Raw genomic sequence first — 20,564 nt, 5'->3', positions numbered from 1 at the left:
CCGGCGGGTCCTGGGCCTGCAGACGGGTCTGCAGCAGGTCCTTCGCCGCCGACCCGGCGCCACCGGCCACCGCACCGTTCACGAACTCGATGTCGGGGTGCTGCTCGTTGAACACGCCCACCAGCGCATCCAGGCCAGCCTTCTCCGAACCCGCGGCCCACCAGGTGAACACCTCGACCTGGTCCGCGCCGCCCCCGGCGGTGGACCCACCATCGCCCGAATCGCCCCCGCATGCCGCCAGGGTCATGCCCAGCACGGCAACCGAGGCCACCACGCCGGCCGACTTCCGATTCACTCGCATTTCGACTCCTGAGTTCTTCCTGGTCGTTCACGATGCGTGCTGGACAGTCGACACGCTGTCTTGCCCGGTGCCGCCCAGCATCCGGCCGAGGTTCGCAAACCAGTGACCTGTTCTCTCATGCAAAGGCTAGGGGGTAGGGGTGTCAACTCGAGGAGGCCTTCGACGCCAATCCGTGACCCGGCAGCATGGCGCCACCCGCCTCCCCCGGTGGTGTGCCCCGCCCAGGAGGGGGCGCCGCGTGCGGTGCGCGCCAGGGCGGGCCGCCCGCCGACGTCGCGACATCGTCATGGATGTCGTAGGTAGTTCCCACATCGGTAGTTCATGACTGTTCAGTAACGTGACCGCGGCGCCTAGCATCGCCATGGCCCTCATCGGACGCGTGCGAAACCGAACGTGTCGGCGTGCGGGGGTACGACATCGCCGCCGTCCCTCGTCCGCCCACCCGTACATGCCCCGGCTCTGCCGGGCCTCAGGGAGGGAGCAGCAGATGCTCAGATCGAGTACGTCGAATCGCAGGTCGGCGAGATCGCTGGTGTCGTGCGGTCTTGCCGTGATGACCGCGCTGGCCGGTGTCGCGCTCGTGGGCGCGCCACCCGCGGGTGCCGAGTCCTCCGGCACACCTCCGGTGTCGTCCGAGACGGCGGGAATGCCGCCGGAGCAGGCCGCGGCATTCGAGCGGGATCTCGGTCTCGGCCCCGACGAGCTCCGGGCACGTCTCGCACTCGACGCGAGGGCCGCTGCCCTGGAAGAGCGCTTCGTCTCGTCGCTCGGTGACGAGTACGGAGGTACCTGGGTGCCCGACGGGGGCGGTGACGTTCGGGTGGCCGTCACGAGCTCCGCGGCGGCAGGCGTCGTCGGCGAGACGGGGGCGCGGGCCGTCGTCGTGCGGTACGGACTCGACGAGCTCACACGCTGGAAGGAGGCGCTCGACGGTGTCGAAGCTCCCCGGGCCGTGCATGCCTGGTACGCCGACCCGGAAGAGAACGCCCTGGTCATCGAGGCCGCCGACGCAGACGCGGCCCATGCGCTGGCGGAGAAGGCGGGGGTGCCGTCCGGCGTGGTGCGGGTGGAACGATCGGACACGGCGCCCGTGCCGGCCCGCGACATCGTGGGCGGCAACGAGTTCCACCGGCCCACCGGCGACGGCTACGTCACGCTGTGCTCGGTGGGCTTCGCCGTGGCCGGCGGGTTCGTCACGGCAGGTCACTGCGGCAGCACCGGCGACGCGGTGAACGCGCCCGACGGCGCCGCGCTCGGCAGCTACGCGGGTTCGCAGTTCCCCGGCCACGACTGGGCCTGGGTCCGGACCAACGGGGACTGGACGTCCCGCCCGGCCGTGAACGACTACGCGGGCGGCACCGTCGCCGTCGCGGGGTCGAACGAGATGCCGATCGGCGCATCGGTGTGCCGGTCCGGGCGGACGTCGGGCTGGCGCTGCGGCGTGATCCAGGAGAAGAACGTCACCATCAACTACGGAAGTGGCGACATCCCGGGGATGGCAACGGGCTCGGCGTGTGCCGAGGGAGGCGACTCCGGTGGGTCCGTGATCTCCGGGGACCAGGCGCAGGGCGTGACGTCCGGGCGTATCGGCGACTGCGCGAGCAACGGCAGGTTCATCTACCAGCCGATCAACCCCATCCTGGCCAACTACGGCCTCAGCCTCACCACCACCGGCGGGGGCGGCCGGGAGATCGTCGGGTACGAGGGCAAGTGCATCGACGTCCCCGGCTCGAACTTCTCCGACGGTGTGCCGCTTCAGATCTGGACCTGCAACGGCACCGCGGCGCAACGGTGGACCTTCGCCTCCGACGGCACGGTCCGCGCCGGAGGGCTGTGCATGGACCTCGCCTGGGGTGACTCCACGAACGGCACGACCGTGCAGATCGTGAACTGCAACGGCAACATCGCCCAGCAGTGGGTCCTGTCCGGAGCCGGGGACCTGGTGTCGATCGCGGCCGACAAGTGCGTCGACGTCCAGGGCTGGAACGGCGACGACGGCACGAAGCTCGTGATCTGGGAGTGTCACGGGGGCGCGAACCAGAAGTGGTGGCTCAGGTGACGGCCGTGTCCTGGACCGTCTGACACAGCACCGCCCCTTCGCGGTCGCACCATGCGGCGCGTCCTGGGACGCCTCCCGAGCCGGCCAGGGCCGCGGGGGCGCCCAGGGCGACGTCGTCGGCACGGTCCCGGCTCAGCATGACGAGCCGCGGACCGATGCCGTAGGCGTGGGCGGCCGCCAGGCTCCGCGTGGCGGCCGCCACGGGCACGCCCACCGGTGGTTCCCAGCCGGGCCACGCCGCGCGGATGGCTTCCAGCCCGTCGACCAGCAGGAGATCGGGAGCACCGACAGGCTCGGGGGCCGAGACCGGAGTGACGGTTCGCACGGTCAGTCCGGCAGCTCGTGCGGCCGCGGCCAGCGCGGCGAGTGCGGTCGTGCGTCCCGACCTCGCGCGGCCGACGACGGCCAGGTTCCCGTGCGCGGGGTCCCAGCGGATCACCCTCCGGCGCTGCCGCTCCGGCAGGTCGCCGAGAGCGAGTGGCAGGCCCGGGGCGTGCGGGTGGTCGTCCCACTGCGGCAGATCCATGGACTCCACGCGATCCGGCAGTGGCGGCAGCCAGAGCGGTGCGTGTGCCACCGAGCCGCCGTAGGCGTCCCGGAGCGCAGCGACGACCTCGGTCGGGCAGCCGGGCGGGGCCGCGGGCATCCCCGCGTCAGAGCCCGGCCCGGCATGGCCGGGGCCGGCCAGGTGCCTTCCCGGTGCTCCCGCCGCTCCCGGCACGGTACCCGTGAGTTCGGTGCCGAGACGCCCGCCCACCTGCGCACGTCCGGGCAGCCTGAAGGACGGGGCGCGCCGGACCGGCACGATCGGGCGGCCGGGCCCGGTGTGCGCGCACTGGAGGAGGACGGGGGCGTCCGCACCGATCCGGAGTACCGCCCGGCCTGGCCGGTCCACGGGCAGAGCGGCTGCGTCCGGACAGTCGACGACGTCTCGCGATTCGAGCGGGTCGGTGACGCGCAGCGCGAGCCGGGTGGTGACGTTCGCGCGCACGTCGGCATTGACGGCGCCGGCGGGACGCTGCGTCGCGAGGACGAGGTGAACGCCGAGCGACCGTCCCTGGGCGGCGATCCGCACCAGGCCGGGCAGCAGCTCGGGAAGTTCGTCGGCGAGCGCGCGGAACTCGTCGACGACCACGACCAGCCGCGGCATGGTGTCGCGCGCCAGCGCCGCGACGTCGGCCACGCCGTGCTCGGCGAGGATTCTCTTGCGGCGCCGCAGCTCGGACTGCAGTCCCGTCAGCGCTCGGGCGGCGAGCGTCGCGTCGAGGTCGGTGACCTGACCGACGACGTGGGGGAGGCCCGTGAGCTCGCCGAGACCAGCCCCTCCCTTGAAGTCGACCAGGCCGAGCATCAGGTGGCCCGGCGGGTGCTGCAGGGCGAGCCCGAGCACGAGTGCGCGCAGCAGTTCGGACTTCCCGGAGCCGGTGGTGCCCGCCACCAGGAGATGTGGCCCGTCGGAGACGATGTCCCAGGTGACGGTCCCTGTCGTGGTGCGGCCGAGGGGCACGGCCCAGCTTCCGCTACGCCGTCCGGCACTCACGCCGTCGAGATCGTGCAGGCCGGCGAGTGGGACGTCGTCCGGCAGGTTCGTGTCGTCCTGGGTGTGGCCGGGGGCGCTGCCGGTGAGCGTGGGCAGGGTGCGGCCGAGGTGACGTGCGCCCGCGAGGCGCCGGGCGAAGAGTTCCGCCCATGCGGTCGTGACCCCGACGACGGGGCGGGAGCGGCGGTTCAGCTCGGGCCCCGTGACGTGCAGGCGTCCGTTACGGACGGTGGCGATCGTGCGGCAGCCGCGGGTGGTGCCGAGCACGACGGCGACCGCTCCGCGGGCGACGGCGCTGCGGGCAGCGGCATGGTCCTCGGGTGTGCCGTGGTCGACCACGAGGACGGGCAGGCCGGCTTCGTCGGCGGCACGGCCTGCGGGAAGGGCCAGGTGGTGTCCGGGCGGGTTCGGGGTGGGCGTGGTCGCGGGGGAGGGGAGCCAGCGGCACCACGTCCAGTGCCGTACGGCGCCGAGCACCTGGACGGGGCGCCCGCGGGTGGCGAGATCGGCCACGACCGCGCGGGCCACGGCCCGGGCGGCTTCGTCCGGGCCGGCGACGGCCAGCGCCCCGTCGTTCAGGAGTTCGTCCCACGTGCCACCCGGCCATCCGTGCCGCGGCTCTGCTCGCGTCCAGGCGGCCAGGGCTGTGCGCCAGGTTCCCGGCGCGGCCTGGTGTGCGGCGGTGACGAACGCGAGCAGCGCGTCGGGCCCTGCCCGGTGCGGCCTGACTCGTGCCGGTGCCGTGCCGGGGGCTGTCCGGCGCCGGAACAGCTGGGGGAGCAGGGCCGCGATGCCGAACAGGGCGAACAGGGCGAGTGTGGGCTGGCGCAGCAGGAGGGCCAGGCAGACCGAGCCCACGACCGGCAGGAGGCCGAGTGCCCGGGCCGCGTCCCCTGACTGCCGGGGCGGGCCGAGGGTCCGGCTCACCCCGCCGCGCCGGACGCGCAGGCCCGGCCCTCCGGCCGCGGACCGGGTGGCATGCTCGCGGGCCAGCCCGTGCAGGCCTCGCACGAGGTCCCGCGGCCCCCGGACGGGAATGACGGCGCCTGCCGCGGTCCCTGTGGTCCGGGCGAGCATCCACCTCGCGCGGAGCGGCGCGGCCCCGTCCTGCGTGGTGACGGCCTCGTGCCGTGCCGCGCTGGCGCCGTGCCGGGCGATTGTCAGGGTGGCTCCGGGCAGCAGCGGCCGCTCTCCGGCCCGGCAGTCCTCGGGGACGGGCGCGCCGTCTGCCAGGAGGGCCGCATGGCGCAGCTCGGGCCGGCGGATCAGCGCGGCAAGCGGTTCTCGGAAGGCGGCCGGCGGGGCGCCGTCGGACAGCTCGACGTCTTCATCCGGGTGCACGGTCATACGGACGGTCATGAGCTTCACCGTGCCGCACGGCTGCCGGAGGCGTGCGGCGGGCCGGCACTCCTTGTGCATGACCGGGGTTCTCCACAGGTCGGTGTCTCCGTCGGGCCGCACATTCCCGCGATGGGGGTATGCCCCGGGTCGTCGTTCCCACGAACTCAGGGTCGTCCTACGACCCAGGTATGACATGGCCGCCGCCCAGGACCATCCCCTCGCAGGACGCGGGACCGGCCCGTCGATCCGTAGATTCCTGGTGTTCTTGACACAACCCTTCTTCATGAGGAGAACTTCCGTGGATACCACCGTGTACGTACCCGTGGACGGCACCCGTGCCGTCCGGGCGCGTGACCTCACCAAGACCTACGGATCGGGGGAGGCCGTCGTGCACGCTCTGGCGGGCGTCGACGTGGACTTCGCCGCGGGCGAGTTCACCGCGATCATGGGACCGTCGGGGTCGGGGAAGTCGACGCTGATGCATCTGCTCGCCGGGCTGGACACGGCGACATCGGGCCAGGCGTTCGTCGGGACGACGGATGTCACCGGCCTGAACGACGGAGCCCTGACCAAGCTGCGCCGCGACCGGGTCGGCTTCGTGTTCCAGCAGTTCAACCTGTTGCCGATGTTCACCGCCGAGCAGAACATCACGCTTCCCGTGGAACTCGCCGGCGGCACGGTCGACCGCCAGTGGTTCGGCACCCTCGTCGAGACCCTCGGCCTGACCGAGCGCCTGACCCACCGCCCGGCCGAGATGTCCGGCGGTCAGCAGCAGCGCGTCGCGATCGCCCGGGCCCTCATCGCCCAGCCCGACGTCGTCTTCGCCGACGAGCCCACCGGCAACCTGGACTCCCGGTCCGGCGCGGAGGTGCTCAGCTTCCTGCGCCGCAGCGTCCGCGAGCTCGGCCGCACGATCATCATGGTCACGCACGACCCCGCCGCGGCCGCCTACGCGGACCGTGTGGTCCTGCTCGCGGACGGCCGCATCGCCGGCGACATCACCGACCCCACGCCGGAGTCGGCCCTGGCCGGGCTGGACGCCCTGCGCACGCTGGAGCCCGACGTCTCGACCGGAACCACGCCGGCCGTGCCCGGGGCTGGTGCCTGATGGCCACCACGACGACCGCACCGTCCACCGATGCCCCCGGATCGTCGTCCGGGGGCGTGCCGGCGGCGGGCCCGAAGGGCAGCAGCCTTCCCACGGCTCGCTACACCTTGGCGCAGATGCGCCGCAGCGCCGGCCGCCTGACCGCGGCCGGGATCGCGATCCTCATCGGCACGGCGTTCGTGGCGGTGACGCTCCTGGCGGGCAACGTCATCACCCGCGCCACGTACGACACGATCGCCGCACGCTACGCCGACGCGGACGTCCTGGTCACGACGTCCGGAACCGACTGGCGCCAGGACGTGGAGGCGATCCGCGGCACCGACGGGGTCGCTGCCGCCGATGCCGTGCGGAGCGCCTACCTGAACCTCGGTGACGGCAGTGTCTTCGCCTACGCCGAGGGAATCGCCCGCCCGCAGGACAGCCGCCTCATGGCGCTCGACCTCACCGCCGGCAAGTGGCCGTCCGAACGTGGCGAGATCGCGGTGCCGGACGGCCTCGCCGAGCGTCTCCACGTCGGTATCGGCGACGAGACGCAGGTCTACCGCTGGGTGACGACCGATCCTGAGACCGGCGACGGCGAGGAGGTCACCGAGGACGTTCGCGTCGTCGGAATCACGCAGGACCCGTACAACGCGTATGCCTCGAGCGGTGGCGCCGTCGTGGCCACGCCGGCGGACATCGACGAGTGGGCCGACGACCCGGTACCCGGAGGGACCTTCGAGATCGCCGCGCTGCTCGAGCCGTCCGCGTTGTCCGGCGGCGAGCCCACCCCGGCGGTGCGCGACGCCCTCGACGCCGCCGTGGTGAGCGGCGGGAAACACTCCGTCAAGACCGTGGACGAGCACGCGCAGCAGGTCAGCGCCGAGCGGACCGGCGGCGAGGACCTGGTCTTCCTGGTCTTCGTGCTGACGTTCGCGGCCGTGGCACTGCTCGTTGCCGGACTGGTCATCGCGAACACGTTCCAGGTGCTCGTCGCCCAGCGCACCCGCACCCTGGCCCTGCTGCGCTGCGTGGGGGCAGGACGCGGTCAGCTCTACCGGTCCGTGCTGCTCGAGGCGGCCGTCCTCGGTGTGCTCGCCTCGCTCGGCGGAGTGCTGCTCGGTGTGCTGCTCGCCCAGACGGCGCTGTTCGTCGCGCCACGGTTCGACCTCGGCGTGCCACTGCCTGCCGCCGTCTCGATCACCCCGCAGGTGGTGCTCATCCCGCTCGCCGTGGGCACCGTCGTGACCGTCGTCGCGGCGTTGGCTCCCGCCCGGAACGCCACCCGCGTCGCACCGCTCGCCGCGCTGCGCCCCGCCGAGACCCTGAGCGTGCGCCGGGGAGCGGGCCGCGTGCGTGCCGTGCTCTCCGCGCTGGCCACGATCGGCGGCTTCGCCCTCGTGGGGCTCGGCGTGTACTTCGGGACCACCGGCGAGGTCCAGCTGGGCCTCGCTGCCACGGTGCTGGGGGGAGCGGTCTCCCTCGTCGGGGTGATCGTGGGCACGGTGTTCTGGCTGCCCAAGGTCGCCGCCTTCCTCGGGGCGCTCGTCAGCCGGACCGGACCCGCGTCCCGCCTGGCCGCGGCGAACACGCTCCGCAACCCTCGCCGCACGTCGGCGACCGCCACGGCCCTGCTCATCGGTGTCACGCTCATCATGACCATGACGACCGGCGCGGCCGCGGCCCGGGAGACCGCGGACGACACGCTGGACGAGACGTTCCCCGTGGACATCATGGTCATGCCGGGGGCCGGGGAGGTGCCGCCGTCGGCTGCCGGAACCGTCGACGGCGTCGACGGCGTCACGGACGTCGCCGAGGTGTACGCGGCCGACGCCGAACTGCCCGGTGGCGAGTACCTGTACCTCCAGGGCGCCGATCTCGAGGACCTGCGCGCCACCGTGCACGACGAGCACGCCCTCGACAACCTCGCACCGGGCACGATCCTGCTCACGCAGGACGACATGGAGAACCTGGGCGTCGCCGCCGGGGACACGCTGGAGGTCACCGGGACCGGCTCCGCCGTGCCGCTCACCGTTGCCGAGACCAGCAACATGGGCCTCAGCGACGTCGTCACGCTCACCGATCTGCGCAAGGTCGATCCCGAGGCGACGTTCGCCGCGGTCTGGGCCGCGCTGGACCCCGCCGCGGATCCGGCGACGCTCCTCGCCGACGTCCAGGACGCGATGTCCGACCAGGGAGTGTTCGTCACCGGCCCCGCTGCTCAGCGGGCCCAGTTCGAGCAGGTCATCAACGTGATGCTCGGCATCGTCGTCGGCCTTCTCGCCGTCGCCGTGGTCATCGCGGTGATCGGCGTCGCCAACACCCTGTCCCTGTCCGTCATCGAACGCCGGCGGGAGTCGGCGACCCTGCGTGCCATCGGCCTGAGCAAGTCCCAGCTGCGCGGCATGCTGGCCGTCGAGGGAATGCTCATCGCCGGGGTCGGGGCCGTGCTCGGCATCGCGCTGGGCCTGCTGTACGGCTGGACCGGCGCTCTGACCGCGCTGTCCGTGATGGGCGACGTGACCCTGGCGGTTCCGTGGCTCGACCTGGGTGTGGTCCTGGTCGTCGCGGTCGTGGCCGGTCTCATCGCGTCGGTCGCTCCCGCGCGCAGCGCCCTGCAGGCCTCACCGGTGGAGGCTCTGGCGGCCGAGTGAGGTCGCGACTCGCCGGGGACGACGTGGCGGTCGACGGAAGGGATTCCGTCGACCGCCACGTCGTCCCCCGGGAATGTCCCGGTGACGGCCTCGCGCCGGGCCGAGGCCCCGCGCAAGGTCAGCCGCGGCCCCAGCGGCGGCGCTTGACCTTCTCCACGGACGAGACGGTCGAACCCACCGGGAGCACGGCCTGCGGGTCATAGGCGCGTGGCACCCCTGCCAGGAAGACGGAGAACACGGGAGGCGTGCGCTGGCTGAGCTCGAGACGGCCGCCGTCGGCCGCGACCAGGTCGCGGGCGAGCGCGAGACCGAGACCCGTGCCGTTGCCCGAGGTGACGCCGCGCTCGAAGATCTGGCCGACCATGTCCTCGGGGACGCCCTCGCCCTCGTCCGTGACCTCGATCGCGACCATGCCACGCGTGCCCGACGGCCGCGACCGCAGCGTCGTGGCACCGTCGCCGTGCCGCAGCGAGTTCTCGAGCAGCGTCGACAGGGTCTGGGCGAGCGCACCGGGAGTGGCGAGCACGCGTACGTCGTCGGGCTCCTCCACGACGAGCGTGCGGCCCTCGGCCCCGAACGTGTCCCGCCATTCCTCACGCTGCTGCCGGAACACCACCGCGAGGTCGACGGACTCCGTGGTGCCGCCCTGGGCCTTGCGGGAACGGGCGAGCAGGTCGTCGACGACGCCGACCAGCCGCTCCACCTGCTCCAGCGAGATTCGTGCCTCTTCCTGCACCTCGGGTTCGGAGGAGGTCAGGGTGATCTCCTCCAGCCGCATCGTCAGCGCCGTCAGAGGCGTGCGCAGCTGGTGGGAGGCGTCGGACGTGAACTGCCGCTCGACGGCGAGCCGGGCGGCCAGGCGGTCCGAGCTGCGTGCCAGCTCGGCGGCGACCAGGTCGATCTCCTCGACGCCGGAGGGCTCGAGGCGTGGCCGGACCTGTCCGGCACCGAGCTGCTCGGCGGCCCCGGCCAGGTACACGAACGGCCGAGCCAGGCGTTCGGCCTGCCAGGCGGCAGTCACCGAGCCGGCGGTGAAGGCGGCCGCGCTGCCGATCAGCATCAGGAAGACGAGCTGGCCGGACTTGACGTAGGCAGGCCAGGCGGAGACCTCGATGGTGACCGCCACGATGGGAGAGGTCTTGGTGGTCCACGACGCGTCGATCACGGGACCCGTCGGGATGTCACCGCGGGAGAGGAGCGTTCCGTTCGGGAGGCTGACCGTCACGTGCGCCGGCGTCTCGGTCTCGGCCGGCTGCACGGCCTCCGCGAGGAGCTGCTCGGGGATCTGTCCCTCGTTGTAGTTCACGAGCGACACCTCGCGGGAGACGTTCTCGGCGAAGGCGACGGCCCGCTGCTCGATGCGCTTGACCTCGGTGTCGTAGACGAACCGGGCGCCGAAGATGGCGAAGGGCACGCCGAGCAGCAGGACGGCGACTGCGACCGCGACCATCGTCGCTTGGACGATGCGGTGGCGCATGTGGCTAGCTCGCCCCGATCTCGAAGCGGAAGCCCAGACCGCGCACGGTGGAGACGTAGCGCGGGGCGTTCGCGTCGTCGCCGAGCTTGCGGCGCAGCCACGACACGTGCATGTCGAGCGTCTTGGTGGAACCGACCGGGTCCGAGCCCCAGACGTCGCGCATCAGGGTGTCGCGGACCACGACGGAGCCGGCGTTCTGCACCAGCACACGCAGCAGGTCGAACTCCTTGGTGGTCAGGTGCAGCTCACGGTCTCCCTGGAAGGCGCGGTGCGCGGAGACGTCCACCCGCACGTCCTGCGCGTGCAGTTCCTCCTCCTCACCGGTCTCGCCGTGCGTCCTGCGCAGCAGGGCCCGCACGCGCGCGAGCAGTTCCGCGAGCCGGAAGGGCTTGGTGACGTAGTCGTCGGCGCCGGCGTCCAGGCCGACGACGAGGTCGACCTCGTCGGCGCGAGCGGTGAGCACGAGGACCGGGACCGTCAGGCCGCTACCGCGAATCTCCCGCGCGACGTCCAAGCCGTCCATGTCGGGCAGGCCCAGGTCCAGGACCACGATGTCCGCGCCGCTCGCGTGCTCGATCGCACCTTTGCCGGTTCCTTGCGCGACGACGTCATAACCTTCACGAGTGAGCGCCCGCGCCAACGGCTCGGCAATGGCCGGGTCGTCCTCGGCTAGGAGTACGTGAGTCATTCCGCCATGGTAGGGCATAACGCGCGTCCTGGCTGCCATCGGACGCAGCTGGGATAGTGGTTTGACGAATCGGTTCGGTGGCTCGCTCGACGAGCCCACGACGAACCGTGTGATTTCTCCCCCTGTCCAGGGAAAGTGCTACCACGGTATGACGCGTCGGTCAATGGTCGGCCATACGCTTGCCACCGTGGAGAGTCCCAGTCTGTACGAGCGCGTGTCCGGGTGGTTCGAGCGTCACCGCTTCGCGACCGACACGACCGTGGTGGTGATGATCGCGGCGTTCGTGCTGGTCGTCTCGTCTGCGGGTCCTGCCTTCTCCGCCGATCGGGCAGGCCTGCCGTCGTGGTTCCCCGTCGCGTGGTCCGCGCTCATGCTGGTGCCGCTGGCCTGGGTGCGAACCCGGCCGGTCGCCTCGACGAGCGCGATGCTGGTCCTGGCGCTGGCCCACATGGCCATCGGCATGCCGGTCATCATGCCGATCGACCTGCTGCTGCCCTACTCGCTGTACGGATTGACCGCCTACGGACCGCGCTGGGGGCCGCGAGCCGGCATCATCGCGGCAGCGGCCGGGTGCACCCTGTTGTTCCTCGAGCTCAAGTTCGCTTCCGGCGGCGACGGCTCGGGGGGTTCCGAGCTGTTCGCGATCGTCGCCTTCCTGATCTTCTGCACCGCCTGGGCCCTCGGCCTGTTCCGCCGGTCGCGCCGTGCCATGCTGGACGCTCTGCGGGACCGCGCGGAACGGCTCCAGCTCGAGAGCGACCAGCAGGCGGCCATCGCGGCCGGCGCGGAGCGTGCGCGTATCGCGCGCGAGATGCACGACGTCGTGGCGCACTCCCTGTCGATCGTGATCGCTCAGGCCGACGGCGGCAGGTACGCGTCCGGCGCCGACCCGGAGGCGGCGGGACGCGCGCTGGACACGATCGCGGAGACGGGCCGCGCGGCCCTGTCGGACATGCGCAAGATCCTCGGGGTGCTGCGAAGCTCGCCCCCGCGGGGCGAGCGGGGCCGGGCGGCGCCCACGTCCCCCGAGGCCGGCACGCGACCCGCGGGCGTGGCGGAGCCCGCGCCCATCGCGCCCCAGCCCGATGTCACGCAGATCGAGGCGCTGGTCGAGCAGTCCCGGGCCGACGGGCTCCGCGTGTCCTACGCCCGGATCGGGGCGGAACGCCAGCTCCCTCCGGGCGTCGGCCTCAACATCTACCGCGTCGCCCAGGAGGCGCTCACCAATGTCCGCAAGCACGCCGGCCCCGGCCCCCGCGTGACCGTTCTCGTCCGCTGGGGCGAGCGCGAGATCGAACTGGCCGTGTCCGACGACGGCCGCGGGCTCGCCTCCGCCAACCCGAGCCCGATGCCCGGCGCGGGGTACGGTCTGGTCGGGATGCGGGAACGCGCCGAGCTGTTCGGGGGGAGGCTCACCGCGGGCCCGCGGCCCGGCGGTGGGTTCCAGGTCCGGTTCGTCGTCCCGGTCCCGGCGCCGGTGTCCGACGTCGAACACCTGCGGCCGGAGCTCGGCGACGCCGGCCGGCCACCGGCCGTCCCCGCCGGCGGGACCCGGCCTGCCGAAGCCAGGTCGGCCGGGGCGGGCCCTCCGACCCACCGGGCGGCCGGCACGGCCGTTCGCACCCCGGGCGTCCCATCAGCCGCCCGGCCGACAGGCCCGTCGACCGACGAGGAGACATGACCGAGAACGCCCCGACCCGCGTCGCCCTCGTCGACGACCAGCAGCTCGTCCGGGCCGGGCTGCGCATGGTGATCGACTCGCAGCCCGACCTGACCGTCGTCGGCGAGGCAGGCGACGGGCTCCAGGCCCTGCGCCTGCTGGCCGCGACCCCGGCCGACGTGGTGCTCATGGATGTGCGCATGCCCAACCTCAACGGCTTGGAGGCCACGGAACGGCTGCTCGCGAACGGCGCAGGCGCGAACGGCGCAGGCGCGAACGGCGCAGGCGCGGACGGTCCCGCGGCCGGTGGCGTGCGCCCCGCCGAGGACGCTCGCGTGGCGGTCGGCGGTCCCGGCGGGGACGGCGTACCGCGCGTGGTAGTGCTGACGACGTTCGATCTCGACGAGTACGTGCTGGAGGCGATCCGGGTGGGAGCCAGCGGGTTCCTGCTCAAGGACGCACCGCCGGAGGAACTGCTCGCCGCCGTGCGCACGGTGCACCGGGGCGACGCCGTCATCGCGCCGTCCTCGACGCGCCGGCTGCTGGAGCACCTGGTGACCGCGCTGCCCGCGACCGATCCGCAGGGCGCCGAGGCGCGCGCGGCACTGGGCGCGCTCACCGAGCGCGAACGGGAGGTGCTGGTGCAGATGGCCCGCGGCCGGTCGAACCAGGAGATCGCGGCAGAGCTGTTCGTCGCCGAGGCGACGGTGAAGACCCACGTGGGACGGGTGCTGGCGAAGCTGGGGGCGCGGGATCGCGTCCAGGCGGTGGTGACCGCGTACGAGACGGGGCTGGTGCGGCCGGGGGCGTGAGCCGGGCCCTGGGTCCCGGCGTCGCGGCGGGCTGTGGAAGCGCGGAATCGGTCCCTGCCGCGCCCGGTACCCTTGATCCACGTGACATCCCCCGTGATCGCCGTCGTCGGCGGTGGACAACTCGCCCGGATGATGGCCCCCGCGGCCGCGGAACTCGGAGTGCGCCTGCGTGTGCTCGTGGAGAGTCCGGACACCTCGGCGGCACAGGTCGTGACCGACGCTCCCGTCGGCGCGGCGTCGGACGAGGCCGCGATCCGCGCCCTCATCGCCCCGCCCGCCGGTCAGGACGTGGCCGACGTGCTCACCTTCGAGCACGAGCACGTGCCCAACGCGCTGCTCACCGACCTCATCGCGCACGGCACGCCGGTGCGCCCGGGTCCGCACGCGCTCGTCGCCGCGCAGGACAAGATCGTGATGCGGACCCGCCTCCACGAGCTCGGGGTGCCGTGCCCGCAGTGGCGGGCGCTGCCGGCGTCGGTCGACGAGGGCCGGGTGGCCCTGGAGCAGTTCCTCGCCGTGTCCGGTGGTGAAGCGGTGGTCAAGCTCGCGCGCGGCGGCTACGACGGCAAGGGCGTGCGGGTGGTTTCCGGCGCCGGTGAGGCGGACGACTGGCTGGTGGCGGCCACGGAGGGTGGGCCGCCGGTGCTGGTGGAGGAGAAGGTGCCGTTCCGGAGGGAGCTGTCCGCGCTCGTCGCACGCCGCCCGTCCGGCGAGGTGCGCGCGTGGCCGGTGGTCGAGTCGATCCAGCGCGACGGGGTCTGCTCGGAGGTGGTCGCCCCGGCTCCCGGCCTGTCCGACGACATCGACGCCCGCGCCCGTGAGATCGCCTCCGACGTCGCCGAGGGGCTCGATGTCACCGGCGTGCTCGCCGTGGAGATGTTCGAGGTGCCCCTGGACCCGGCCGATCCCGACGGCCCGACGACGGTGCTGGTGAACGAGCTCGCGATGCGTCCCCACAACTCCGGACACTGGACCATCGACGGCTCGGTGACGAGTCAGTTCGAGCAGCATCTGCGCGCCGTTCTCGACCTGCCGCTGGGTTCCACGGAACCGGTCGCGCCGTGGACCGTGATGGTGAACGTGCTGGGTTCCGAGCGCAAGGTGCTCACCGGCGCGCTGCCCGACCTGTTCGAGCGGTACGACTCAGCACGCGTCAACCTGTATGGCAAGGGCATCCGCCCGGGCCGCAAGCTGGGGCACGTCAACGTCAGCGGTGGCGACCTCGACGAGGTGCGCGCTGCCGCGAAGGGCGCCGCGGCGCTGCTGATGGGGGAGGAAACGGCATGAGTGCGAGCGCACAGGTCGGAATCGTCATGGGGTCCGACTCGGACTGGCCCGTGATGCGCGGCGCGGCGGACGCGCTGTCCGAGTTCGACGTCCCCGTCGAGGTCGACGTCGTCTCGGCACACCGCATGCCGACCGAGATGATCGACTACGGGCGCGCGGCCGCCGGCCGGGGACTGCGGGTGGTCATCGCCGGCGCCGGCGGCGCGGCCCACCTGCCGGGCATGCTCGCGGCCGTGACACCGCTGCCCGTGATCGGCGTCCCGGTGCCGCTGAAGTACCTGGACGGGATGGACTCCCTGCTCTCGATCGTGCAGATGCCGGCGGGCGTGCCCGTCGCGACGGTCTCGATCGGCGGGGCGCGCAACGCGGGGCTGCTCGCCGCGCGCATCCTGGCCTCGGGCACCGACGACGACGCCGTGGCGCTCCGTGAGCGGATGGTGGCATTCCAGTCCGACCTGCGCGACGTGGCGCATGCCAAGGGTGCGAAGCTTCGGGCGTCGGTGGACGAGTAGCGGCGCGGGCGCCGACGTCGAGCGTGTCAGGGGCGTTGTGGCGACCCACGCCTTCCGTCGGCGAGTCTTCGATGTTGGTCCATGCTCTGGTCCCGTCGTAGCGGGAGTACGCGGTGAGCGATGGCAGAAGATCACAATTCGGTAACGGCACGCGTTCTGGCTGACTGGCCCGGTCGATGGATGAATCGGCCAGATCTTGAGCTTTGCACCCATTCTACCTCTAGATAAATAAGACCATCTGCGGTGGTTTTCAAGCTGTTTTTCACCCATTTCGATCCTTATGGCTTGAAAAGTGTTTGCGAAATGGGTGCAGCCTCGCCCTACTCTTTGCCTGCTAGTGGCGTGTCCCAGTTGTCCGGCGCGTCCGTTGTCACTGAGGGAGCAGACTTCATGCGGGATCGCCATGCTGTCCGGAATGCATGGGATCGGACCCATCGGCGTGGTGCTGCCCCGGGCGGTGTTGGTCGGCGGTCTGCGCGTGGCTGGGCGGTATTGGCGGGTTTGAGCTTGGTCGCAGCTGGGATCGTGCCGGTGTCCCCGGTGTATGCCGCAGCGGGTGCTTCGTCCGTTCTGAATTCGGCCGATGAGCCCGTGGACTGCTCGGCGGTGATGGCTCCCTCGGAGGGGGCGGCCCGCGAGATCGCGATGGCCTGCGGCACGAGCGTGTCGGTGGAGTCCCTGACGGATTGCGTGACAGGAGGTGTTGACGCTAGCTGCGCCGTCGGAATAGCAGGCTCGATGCTCGACGGATTTGGCGCAGCAGCCAAGGTTACGACCAAGGTCGGTGCATTGAACCGGGTTTTCGCCCTCACCGACGACTCTGTGCGAAATGCTGATATCACGGGCACGGGACTTGCTACTTTGACCGGAACCATGAGCGTAGGGTTCGGAGCTGCAGATAAGCGCTACGGGATCGCCGGATGGTGAATCAGTGGAACCCGCAGATGGAGCGGGAGAGGCTCTCGGGTCCGTCGGCCAGCACGCTTGGGGCGTGGGGATTCGGCACAGCGCTGGGCGTGATTATAATTGGCGCCGCACTTCTGGTAGCTATGAGTGTATCTGGCCTCGGTTATCTGGAGCACCCAGCCCTTACCCTCCTCATGATCCTCTGGGTCTTGGACGGAGTCGGTGCGATTTCCTTCCTGTGGATGACCTTCTACTGGGCGCTCCCTAGAGAGCGAAGGGCTGGATACTCGACTTCGCCGCGGGAGGGCGCGGATCTAGACTATGTTGATTCGAAGACTGGCGGGGTTATTCGCTGTGCTGGTGAAGAACGGATCGACTCTCATGAAGAGGTTCGACGCATACGCTTGATCAGGGAAGCTCATGCCATGGGCACAAAGGAATGATGTCAGGGTGGGAAGGCGGCTCCGCAACTCCTCGCATCAGAAGTCGGCTCACACGAAGGCCGGCCGGGCCCGGTACAAGCGGGCCAAGGCGCAGGCGTTCGCCGCGGCGAACGTGGCGCTGCCGAAGTCCTCACGGGTGATGTGGGGCGGCGGGGTGTCGCGCTCGGCGCCCACCCGGGGTAAGCCGGGCACGTGGAAGCCGGCGCTTATTCCCTCTACCTGGTACTGGTCCTACTCCAGCACGAGGACTACGACGGCCGGGGCGACGGCATACTTCGGAATCGGCCAAGCCGGCAACGCGCTCGACCGAAGGCGGGATGTGTCCTGGTGGTAAGAGACTGGCACCCGAACATCAACGTTGAACGGGTCCCCGGGCCTTCTGCCCGCCTGCTCGCGATAGGGATGGTAACCGGTGGAGCCTCTGGCGTGGTTCTACTCGTGATGTTTCTCGTGGGACTGTTGGCTCGTGAGGCCGGGTACGTTGTTTGGACATTTCTGACACCAATTCTGGTCCTCGTGGGTATATCTGGCGTGGTGGCCGTTGGTTCTGAACTGTGGATGCAGTTCGGCGTCGAGCCGCGCGAGATCCGTGCTGGGTACACGACCGTCGGAGGTCACGTCGAGATTGCTCAGGTTGATCCTCGCTCGAATCGTGTCATCCGTCTCGCAGGCGAAAACCTTGATGATGATCCGGACGTCCGCCGGGAGCGCCTGGTGCTCGTGCGTGCTGCTGCGGAAGAGGAAAGGCGGTCCAAAGGTGGTGCGTGAGCCCCCACGACACACCGTCCCACCAACGCTGGCAGTCTGATCACAGGTTCCGGTGGCAATCTGGTCACGTCCGTGTCGCGATCGGACGTGACCACCTCGCAAGCGTCGACCTACGTTCCACGCCATGTCGCGCCTCGCGCTCTCGATACCGAGCTGCAGCAACGCACCGGTGCCGACACGTCGAGTGCCTACACGTCCACGACCTACCAGTGGGACGACGCGGATCGGCTCACCGAGGCGGTCGATGATGCCGGGAACACGTGGGCGTACGAGTACGACCTGCTCGGCCGGAAGACCGGAACCTCCGCCGATTCCCTCGACCCGGTACCGGTCTTACTCCAGCAGTAGGAGCACGACGACTCGATCCACGACCTCCAGCAGCAGTGGCGGCAGCCCGTGCGCCCAGAAGGCCGCGGAACAACGCGCCCAACGCGAAACCGTTCAACCTGAGCCGCTCAATCTTGCAGGCAAGGTTGGAGGAGCCTTGAGCAGTGGCTGGGATGCCACGAAGGCATGGGTGAACGACACGACCGATGCAGTAGGTGACCACTTCAAGGAGAATGAAGAGATCTACCGGAAGGTCGGGGGTGCGTTGATTACTGTCGTGGGTGGGCTTGCCGTAACAGCTTGCGTGATCGCGACTGCTGGAATTTGCGCTGGTGCGGCAGGCGCAGTGATCGCCGCGAGTTTGGGCGCTGGCGTTGGCCTCGCGGCCTATCATGTGCAGACTATGCCCAGCAAGCGAACGACTATGGGAAATGTTGGTGCGGGCCTCCTGGGTGCTGGAGGTATGCTCGTCGGTCAGGCGCGTACGGTCGCGCTAGCAACGCCTGGAGCCCCAAGGTTCTTTTCGACCCCCCATTTACGCCCGCCGTGTCGGGTCGTCACATGCGACAGGCAGTGAATCACTGGGGGGACCGGCACGAAATGGGTGGATCAGTAGAATGAAGCGCTTGTCACGGATTGCTTTCTTTGGCGCGTCCCTCGCTGCGGTGGTTGTCTTGTACGTCCTCGTGCCGAGAATGCCGCAGCACCCTTGGCTTGATGCCCTGCTGTTCGTAGCCGTGCCTATGGCGATCGGTGGGGCGATACTCATCGTATTCACTCGGCCCAGGCGAGAACCCGGTGAATCGGTCGGCCGGCGCAAGGATCGCCGTAGCGCCGGCTCGACAACATTTTCTGATGTCCTTGTGTCCTTGTGGCGGGGGCGAACGGATTCTGCTGCGGACATCAGGTTCGTTGAGGATGGCGGGGTCCTATTTGTAGAAATATACCGTGACGTCGGGTCAAGAATTCGGCGTGAAAAGTTCGCGCTCGGTTTGAATGAAGGTCAGCGTGTGACTGTATCCGAACTTCTTGGTGCGCCACCGTATCGTGTCGAACGTGTCGTTGTTCCGGAGCGCAGGTTTGTTGACGCAGCGCAGTTCCGGCAGATCGATGGAGTTTCGGCGCGCGGGGCTTGGTCCATTTCAGTCCCGACCATTGATGTGCCGCTAGTCCGACACGTCCTTGCGGCGTTGTCCAAGAGCGTCGCTGCGGGCGAGTGAACGCCGCGGTTCTTGCGATCAACCGCCTGTACACGGGCGGTCACAGAGCCTGGCGTAGCCGGCCGGCCCGTCTTGGGTGAGGGCAATCAGGCGCTGCAACACCGGGCTGTTGGAGCGAGCGTATCTGCTCGGCGAAGACCTCAGCGGGAGTTTCCAGCCAAGGATCTTGCGGGGCCGGTTGTTGACCGTGAGAGCGACGGCTTCGAGGTCCTCGGGCGACCAGCGCGATAGGTCGGTTCCCTTGGGGAAGTGCTGGCGCCGCAGCCCATTGGTGTTCTCGTTTGTCGGCCCCTGCCAGGGCGAGTGCGGGTCGGCAAAGAACGCCTCCGCCCCGGTCTCGACCGCGAACTGAGCATGACCGGAGAGTTCCTTGCCCCGGTCCCATGTGAGCGTCCGACGCAGTTGCTCAGGCAGGTGGGCCATCGTCGACGTGAGCGCGGCGTTCATCGCGGCGGCTCCGTAGCCACCCAGCGACGGGCCGTTCCTCACCACCGGCTTCTCACCCCAGCCCTCCAGCCGCAGGAGGCGGACCAGGAGCCTCGAACGGCTGGAGCGCTGGACGAGCGTGCCGATCGCAGGCCGGCCGGTGCCGATGATCAGATCTCCCTCCCAGTGCCCAGGAACGGCTCGGTCGGCGGCCTCGGCAGGCCGCTCGCTGAAGAGCACGCTGGCGGTGACGTGACCCTGTGGTTTGTTCCGCGTCCGGGCTCGGAGTTCCCGTGGTGCGCGCCCAGTACGTAAGCACGCGACAAGCTCACGCTTGAGGGCTCCGCGACCCTGGAAGAACAACGCCTGATAGATCGCCTCATGGCTGATCCGCATGGACTCGTCCTCCGGGAAGTCGAGCTTGAGGCGGTGGCTGATCTGCTGCTGGCTCCAGGCCGACGCCCTGCGTCGGTCTGCGCGCTGGGCTTCACCTTGCCACCATTCCACCATTCCAGGTCCTCGCCGGACAGATCGATGTCCTCGCCTGCCGGGACCTCCACGTCCAGCGTGCCCGCGTCCGCGTCCGCGTCCGCGCCGGCCGCCGTGCAGCAGGGACCGTGACCTCGGCCGTAGCGTTCGGGCCGTCGTCCTCGCGCCGTTCTGTCGACGACGGCGACGTTCGCTACCCACGTCACATCGCCACGCCGGCGCTGGCAATCTGATCACAGGTTCGATGGCAATCTGATCACGTCCCTGCCGCGATCGGGCGCGCGTGACCCGCGACGACCACATCGAGAGAACCGTTCGTGGGGGGTCCCCGAAGCCGTTGGTAGAGCGCACGCACGGAGGGCGGATTTCCTCCGGAACTACGTGGCGGACCTGATCAATCGAGATGTCGTCCAGATCAGTGAGATCGAACGCGTGCCAGAGATGCGGGCACTCGTTCGTACCCTGGCAGGCCGCTCCGGTCAGACTTTGGCTCCTGCGACCGTTGGATCGTCCATCGGGTTGGGGCACGCCACGACGGCGCGCTATTTCAGCCTGAGAAAGGTCGGG

General features: G+C 70.5%; 15 protein-coding genes and 3 pseudogenes. 12 read left to right on the top strand and 6 right to left on the bottom strand.

The window, feature by feature from the left end:
- Positions 1-301, bottom strand: a pseudogene (locus HGK34_RS06380) (carbohydrate ABC transporter substrate-binding protein); the annotation flags it as partial.
- Between the two features lie 553 nt (positions 302-854).
- Between HGK34_RS06380 and HGK34_RS06375 the strand changes: the two are divergent.
- Entirely contained in the window at positions 855-2,360 is a 1,506-nt protein-coding gene (locus HGK34_RS06375) for a S1 family peptidase (RefSeq protein WP_244666488.1), read from the top strand.
- Here HGK34_RS06375 and HGK34_RS06370 read toward each other — a convergent pair.
- Entirely contained in the window at positions 2,353-5,259 is a 2,907-nt protein-coding gene (locus HGK34_RS06370) for an FtsK/SpoIIIE domain-containing protein (RefSeq protein WP_201845739.1), read from the bottom strand. The genes HGK34_RS06375 and HGK34_RS06370 overlap by 8 nt on opposite strands.
- Positions 5,260-5,524: 265 nt before the next feature.
- Between HGK34_RS06370 and HGK34_RS06365 the strand changes: the two genes are divergently transcribed.
- Both HGK34_RS06365 and HGK34_RS06360 read left to right on the top strand, forming a co-directional pair.
- Positions 5,525-6,349, top strand: a complete 825-nt coding sequence (locus HGK34_RS06365; protein ID WP_201845738.1) for an ABC transporter ATP-binding protein — start codon at positions 5,525-5,527, stop codon at positions 6,347-6,349.
- Positions 6,349-8,982, top strand: a complete 2,634-nt coding sequence (locus HGK34_RS06360) for an ABC transporter permease (RefSeq protein ID WP_201845737.1) — start codon at positions 6,349-6,351, stop codon at positions 8,980-8,982. The genes HGK34_RS06365 and HGK34_RS06360 overlap by 1 nt, the downstream gene beginning before the upstream one ends.
- A gap of 118 nt (positions 8,983-9,100) precedes the next feature.
- Here HGK34_RS06360 and HGK34_RS06355 read toward each other — a convergent pair whose 3' ends face one another.
- Both HGK34_RS06355 and HGK34_RS06350 read right to left on the bottom strand, forming a co-directional pair.
- The gene (locus tag HGK34_RS06355) at positions 9,101-10,459 is read right to left on the bottom strand and encodes a sensor histidine kinase (protein WP_201845736.1); all 1,359 of its coding nucleotides are present in this window, start codon (positions 10,457-10,459) and stop codon (positions 9,101-9,103) included.
- A gap of 4 nt (positions 10,460-10,463) precedes the next feature.
- Positions 10,464-11,147, bottom strand: coding sequence for a response regulator transcription factor (locus tag HGK34_RS06350; RefSeq protein WP_192862964.1), 684 nt, complete (start codon positions 11,145-11,147; stop codon positions 10,464-10,466).
- A 187-nt stretch (positions 11,148-11,334) separates the two neighbouring features.
- Between HGK34_RS06350 and HGK34_RS22550 the strand changes: the two genes are divergently transcribed.
- The 6 genes from HGK34_RS22550 to HGK34_RS06320 all read left to right on the top strand — a co-directional run bounded on the left by HGK34_RS22550 (position 11,335) and on the right by HGK34_RS06320 (position 16,767).
- A complete protein-coding gene (locus HGK34_RS22550; RefSeq protein WP_201845735.1) occupies positions 11,335-12,828 on the top strand; it encodes a sensor histidine kinase in 1,494 nt (497 codons plus the stop codon).
- Positions 12,825-13,619 carry a response regulator gene (locus tag HGK34_RS06340; RefSeq protein ID WP_201845734.1) on the top strand — a complete coding sequence of 265 codons (795 nt, stop codon included), beginning with the start codon at positions 12,825-12,827 and terminating at the stop codon, positions 13,617-13,619. The genes HGK34_RS22550 and HGK34_RS06340 overlap by 4 nt, the downstream gene beginning before the upstream one ends.
- 81 nt (positions 13,620-13,700) lie before the next feature.
- Entirely contained in the window at positions 13,701-14,906 is a 1,206-nt protein-coding gene (locus tag HGK34_RS06335; protein ID WP_201845733.1) for a 5-(carboxyamino)imidazole ribonucleotide synthase, read from the top strand.
- Complete coding sequence (purE, locus tag HGK34_RS06330; RefSeq protein WP_201845732.1) at positions 14,903-15,418, top strand: 5-(carboxyamino)imidazole ribonucleotide mutase; 516 nt, start codon at positions 14,903-14,905, stop codon at positions 15,416-15,418. Before HGK34_RS06335 ends, purE begins: the two co-directional genes overlap by 4 nt.
- Positions 15,419-15,661: 243 nt before the next feature.
- Positions 15,662-16,345, top strand: coding sequence for a hypothetical protein (locus HGK34_RS06325; protein ID WP_201845731.1), 684 nt, complete (start codon positions 15,662-15,664; stop codon positions 16,343-16,345).
- Positions 16,339-16,767, top strand: coding sequence for a hypothetical protein (locus tag HGK34_RS06320; protein ID WP_201845730.1), 429 nt, complete (start codon positions 16,339-16,341; stop codon positions 16,765-16,767). The genes HGK34_RS06325 and HGK34_RS06320 overlap by 7 nt, the downstream gene beginning before the upstream one ends.
- A gap of 48 nt (positions 16,768-16,815) precedes the next feature.
- Here HGK34_RS06320 and HGK34_RS06315 read toward each other — a convergent pair whose 3' ends face one another.
- Positions 16,816-16,959: a hypothetical protein gene (locus tag HGK34_RS06315; protein ID WP_201845729.1), complete on the bottom strand. Its 144-nt coding sequence runs from the start codon at positions 16,957-16,959 to the stop codon at positions 16,816-16,818.
- Between the two features lie 246 nt (positions 16,960-17,205).
- Here HGK34_RS06315 and HGK34_RS06310 point away from each other — a divergent pair, with 246 nt between their 5' ends.
- A complete protein-coding gene (locus HGK34_RS06310; RefSeq protein ID WP_201845728.1) occupies positions 17,206-17,535 on the top strand; it encodes a hypothetical protein in 330 nt (109 codons plus the stop codon).
- A gap of 87 nt (positions 17,536-17,622) precedes the next feature.
- Positions 17,623-17,883: an RHS repeat domain-containing protein gene (locus tag HGK34_RS06305; RefSeq protein WP_201845727.1), complete on the top strand. Its 261-nt coding sequence runs from the start codon at positions 17,623-17,625 to the stop codon at positions 17,881-17,883.
- 1,239 nt (positions 17,884-19,122) lie between these two features.
- Here the strand turns inward: HGK34_RS06305 and HGK34_RS06300 are convergent.
- Positions 19,123-19,991 (bottom strand): annotated as a pseudogene (locus HGK34_RS06300) (IS30 family transposase); the annotation flags it as partial.
- Positions 19,992-20,378: 387 nt separating this feature from the next.
- Here HGK34_RS06300 and HGK34_RS23865 point away from each other — a divergent pair.
- A pseudogene (locus tag HGK34_RS23865) lies at positions 20,379-20,492 on the top strand (hypothetical protein); the annotation flags it as partial.
- Between the last annotated feature and the right edge of the window lie 72 nt (positions 20,493-20,564).

The organism is Myceligenerans indicum, from assembly GCF_016742955.1.
Lineage (GTDB): Bacteria > Actinomycetota > Actinomycetes > Actinomycetales > Cellulomonadaceae > Myceligenerans > Myceligenerans indicum.
The sequence above is the reverse complement of the archived record's forward strand: the minus strand, read 5'-3'. Positions and strand labels throughout refer to the sequence as shown.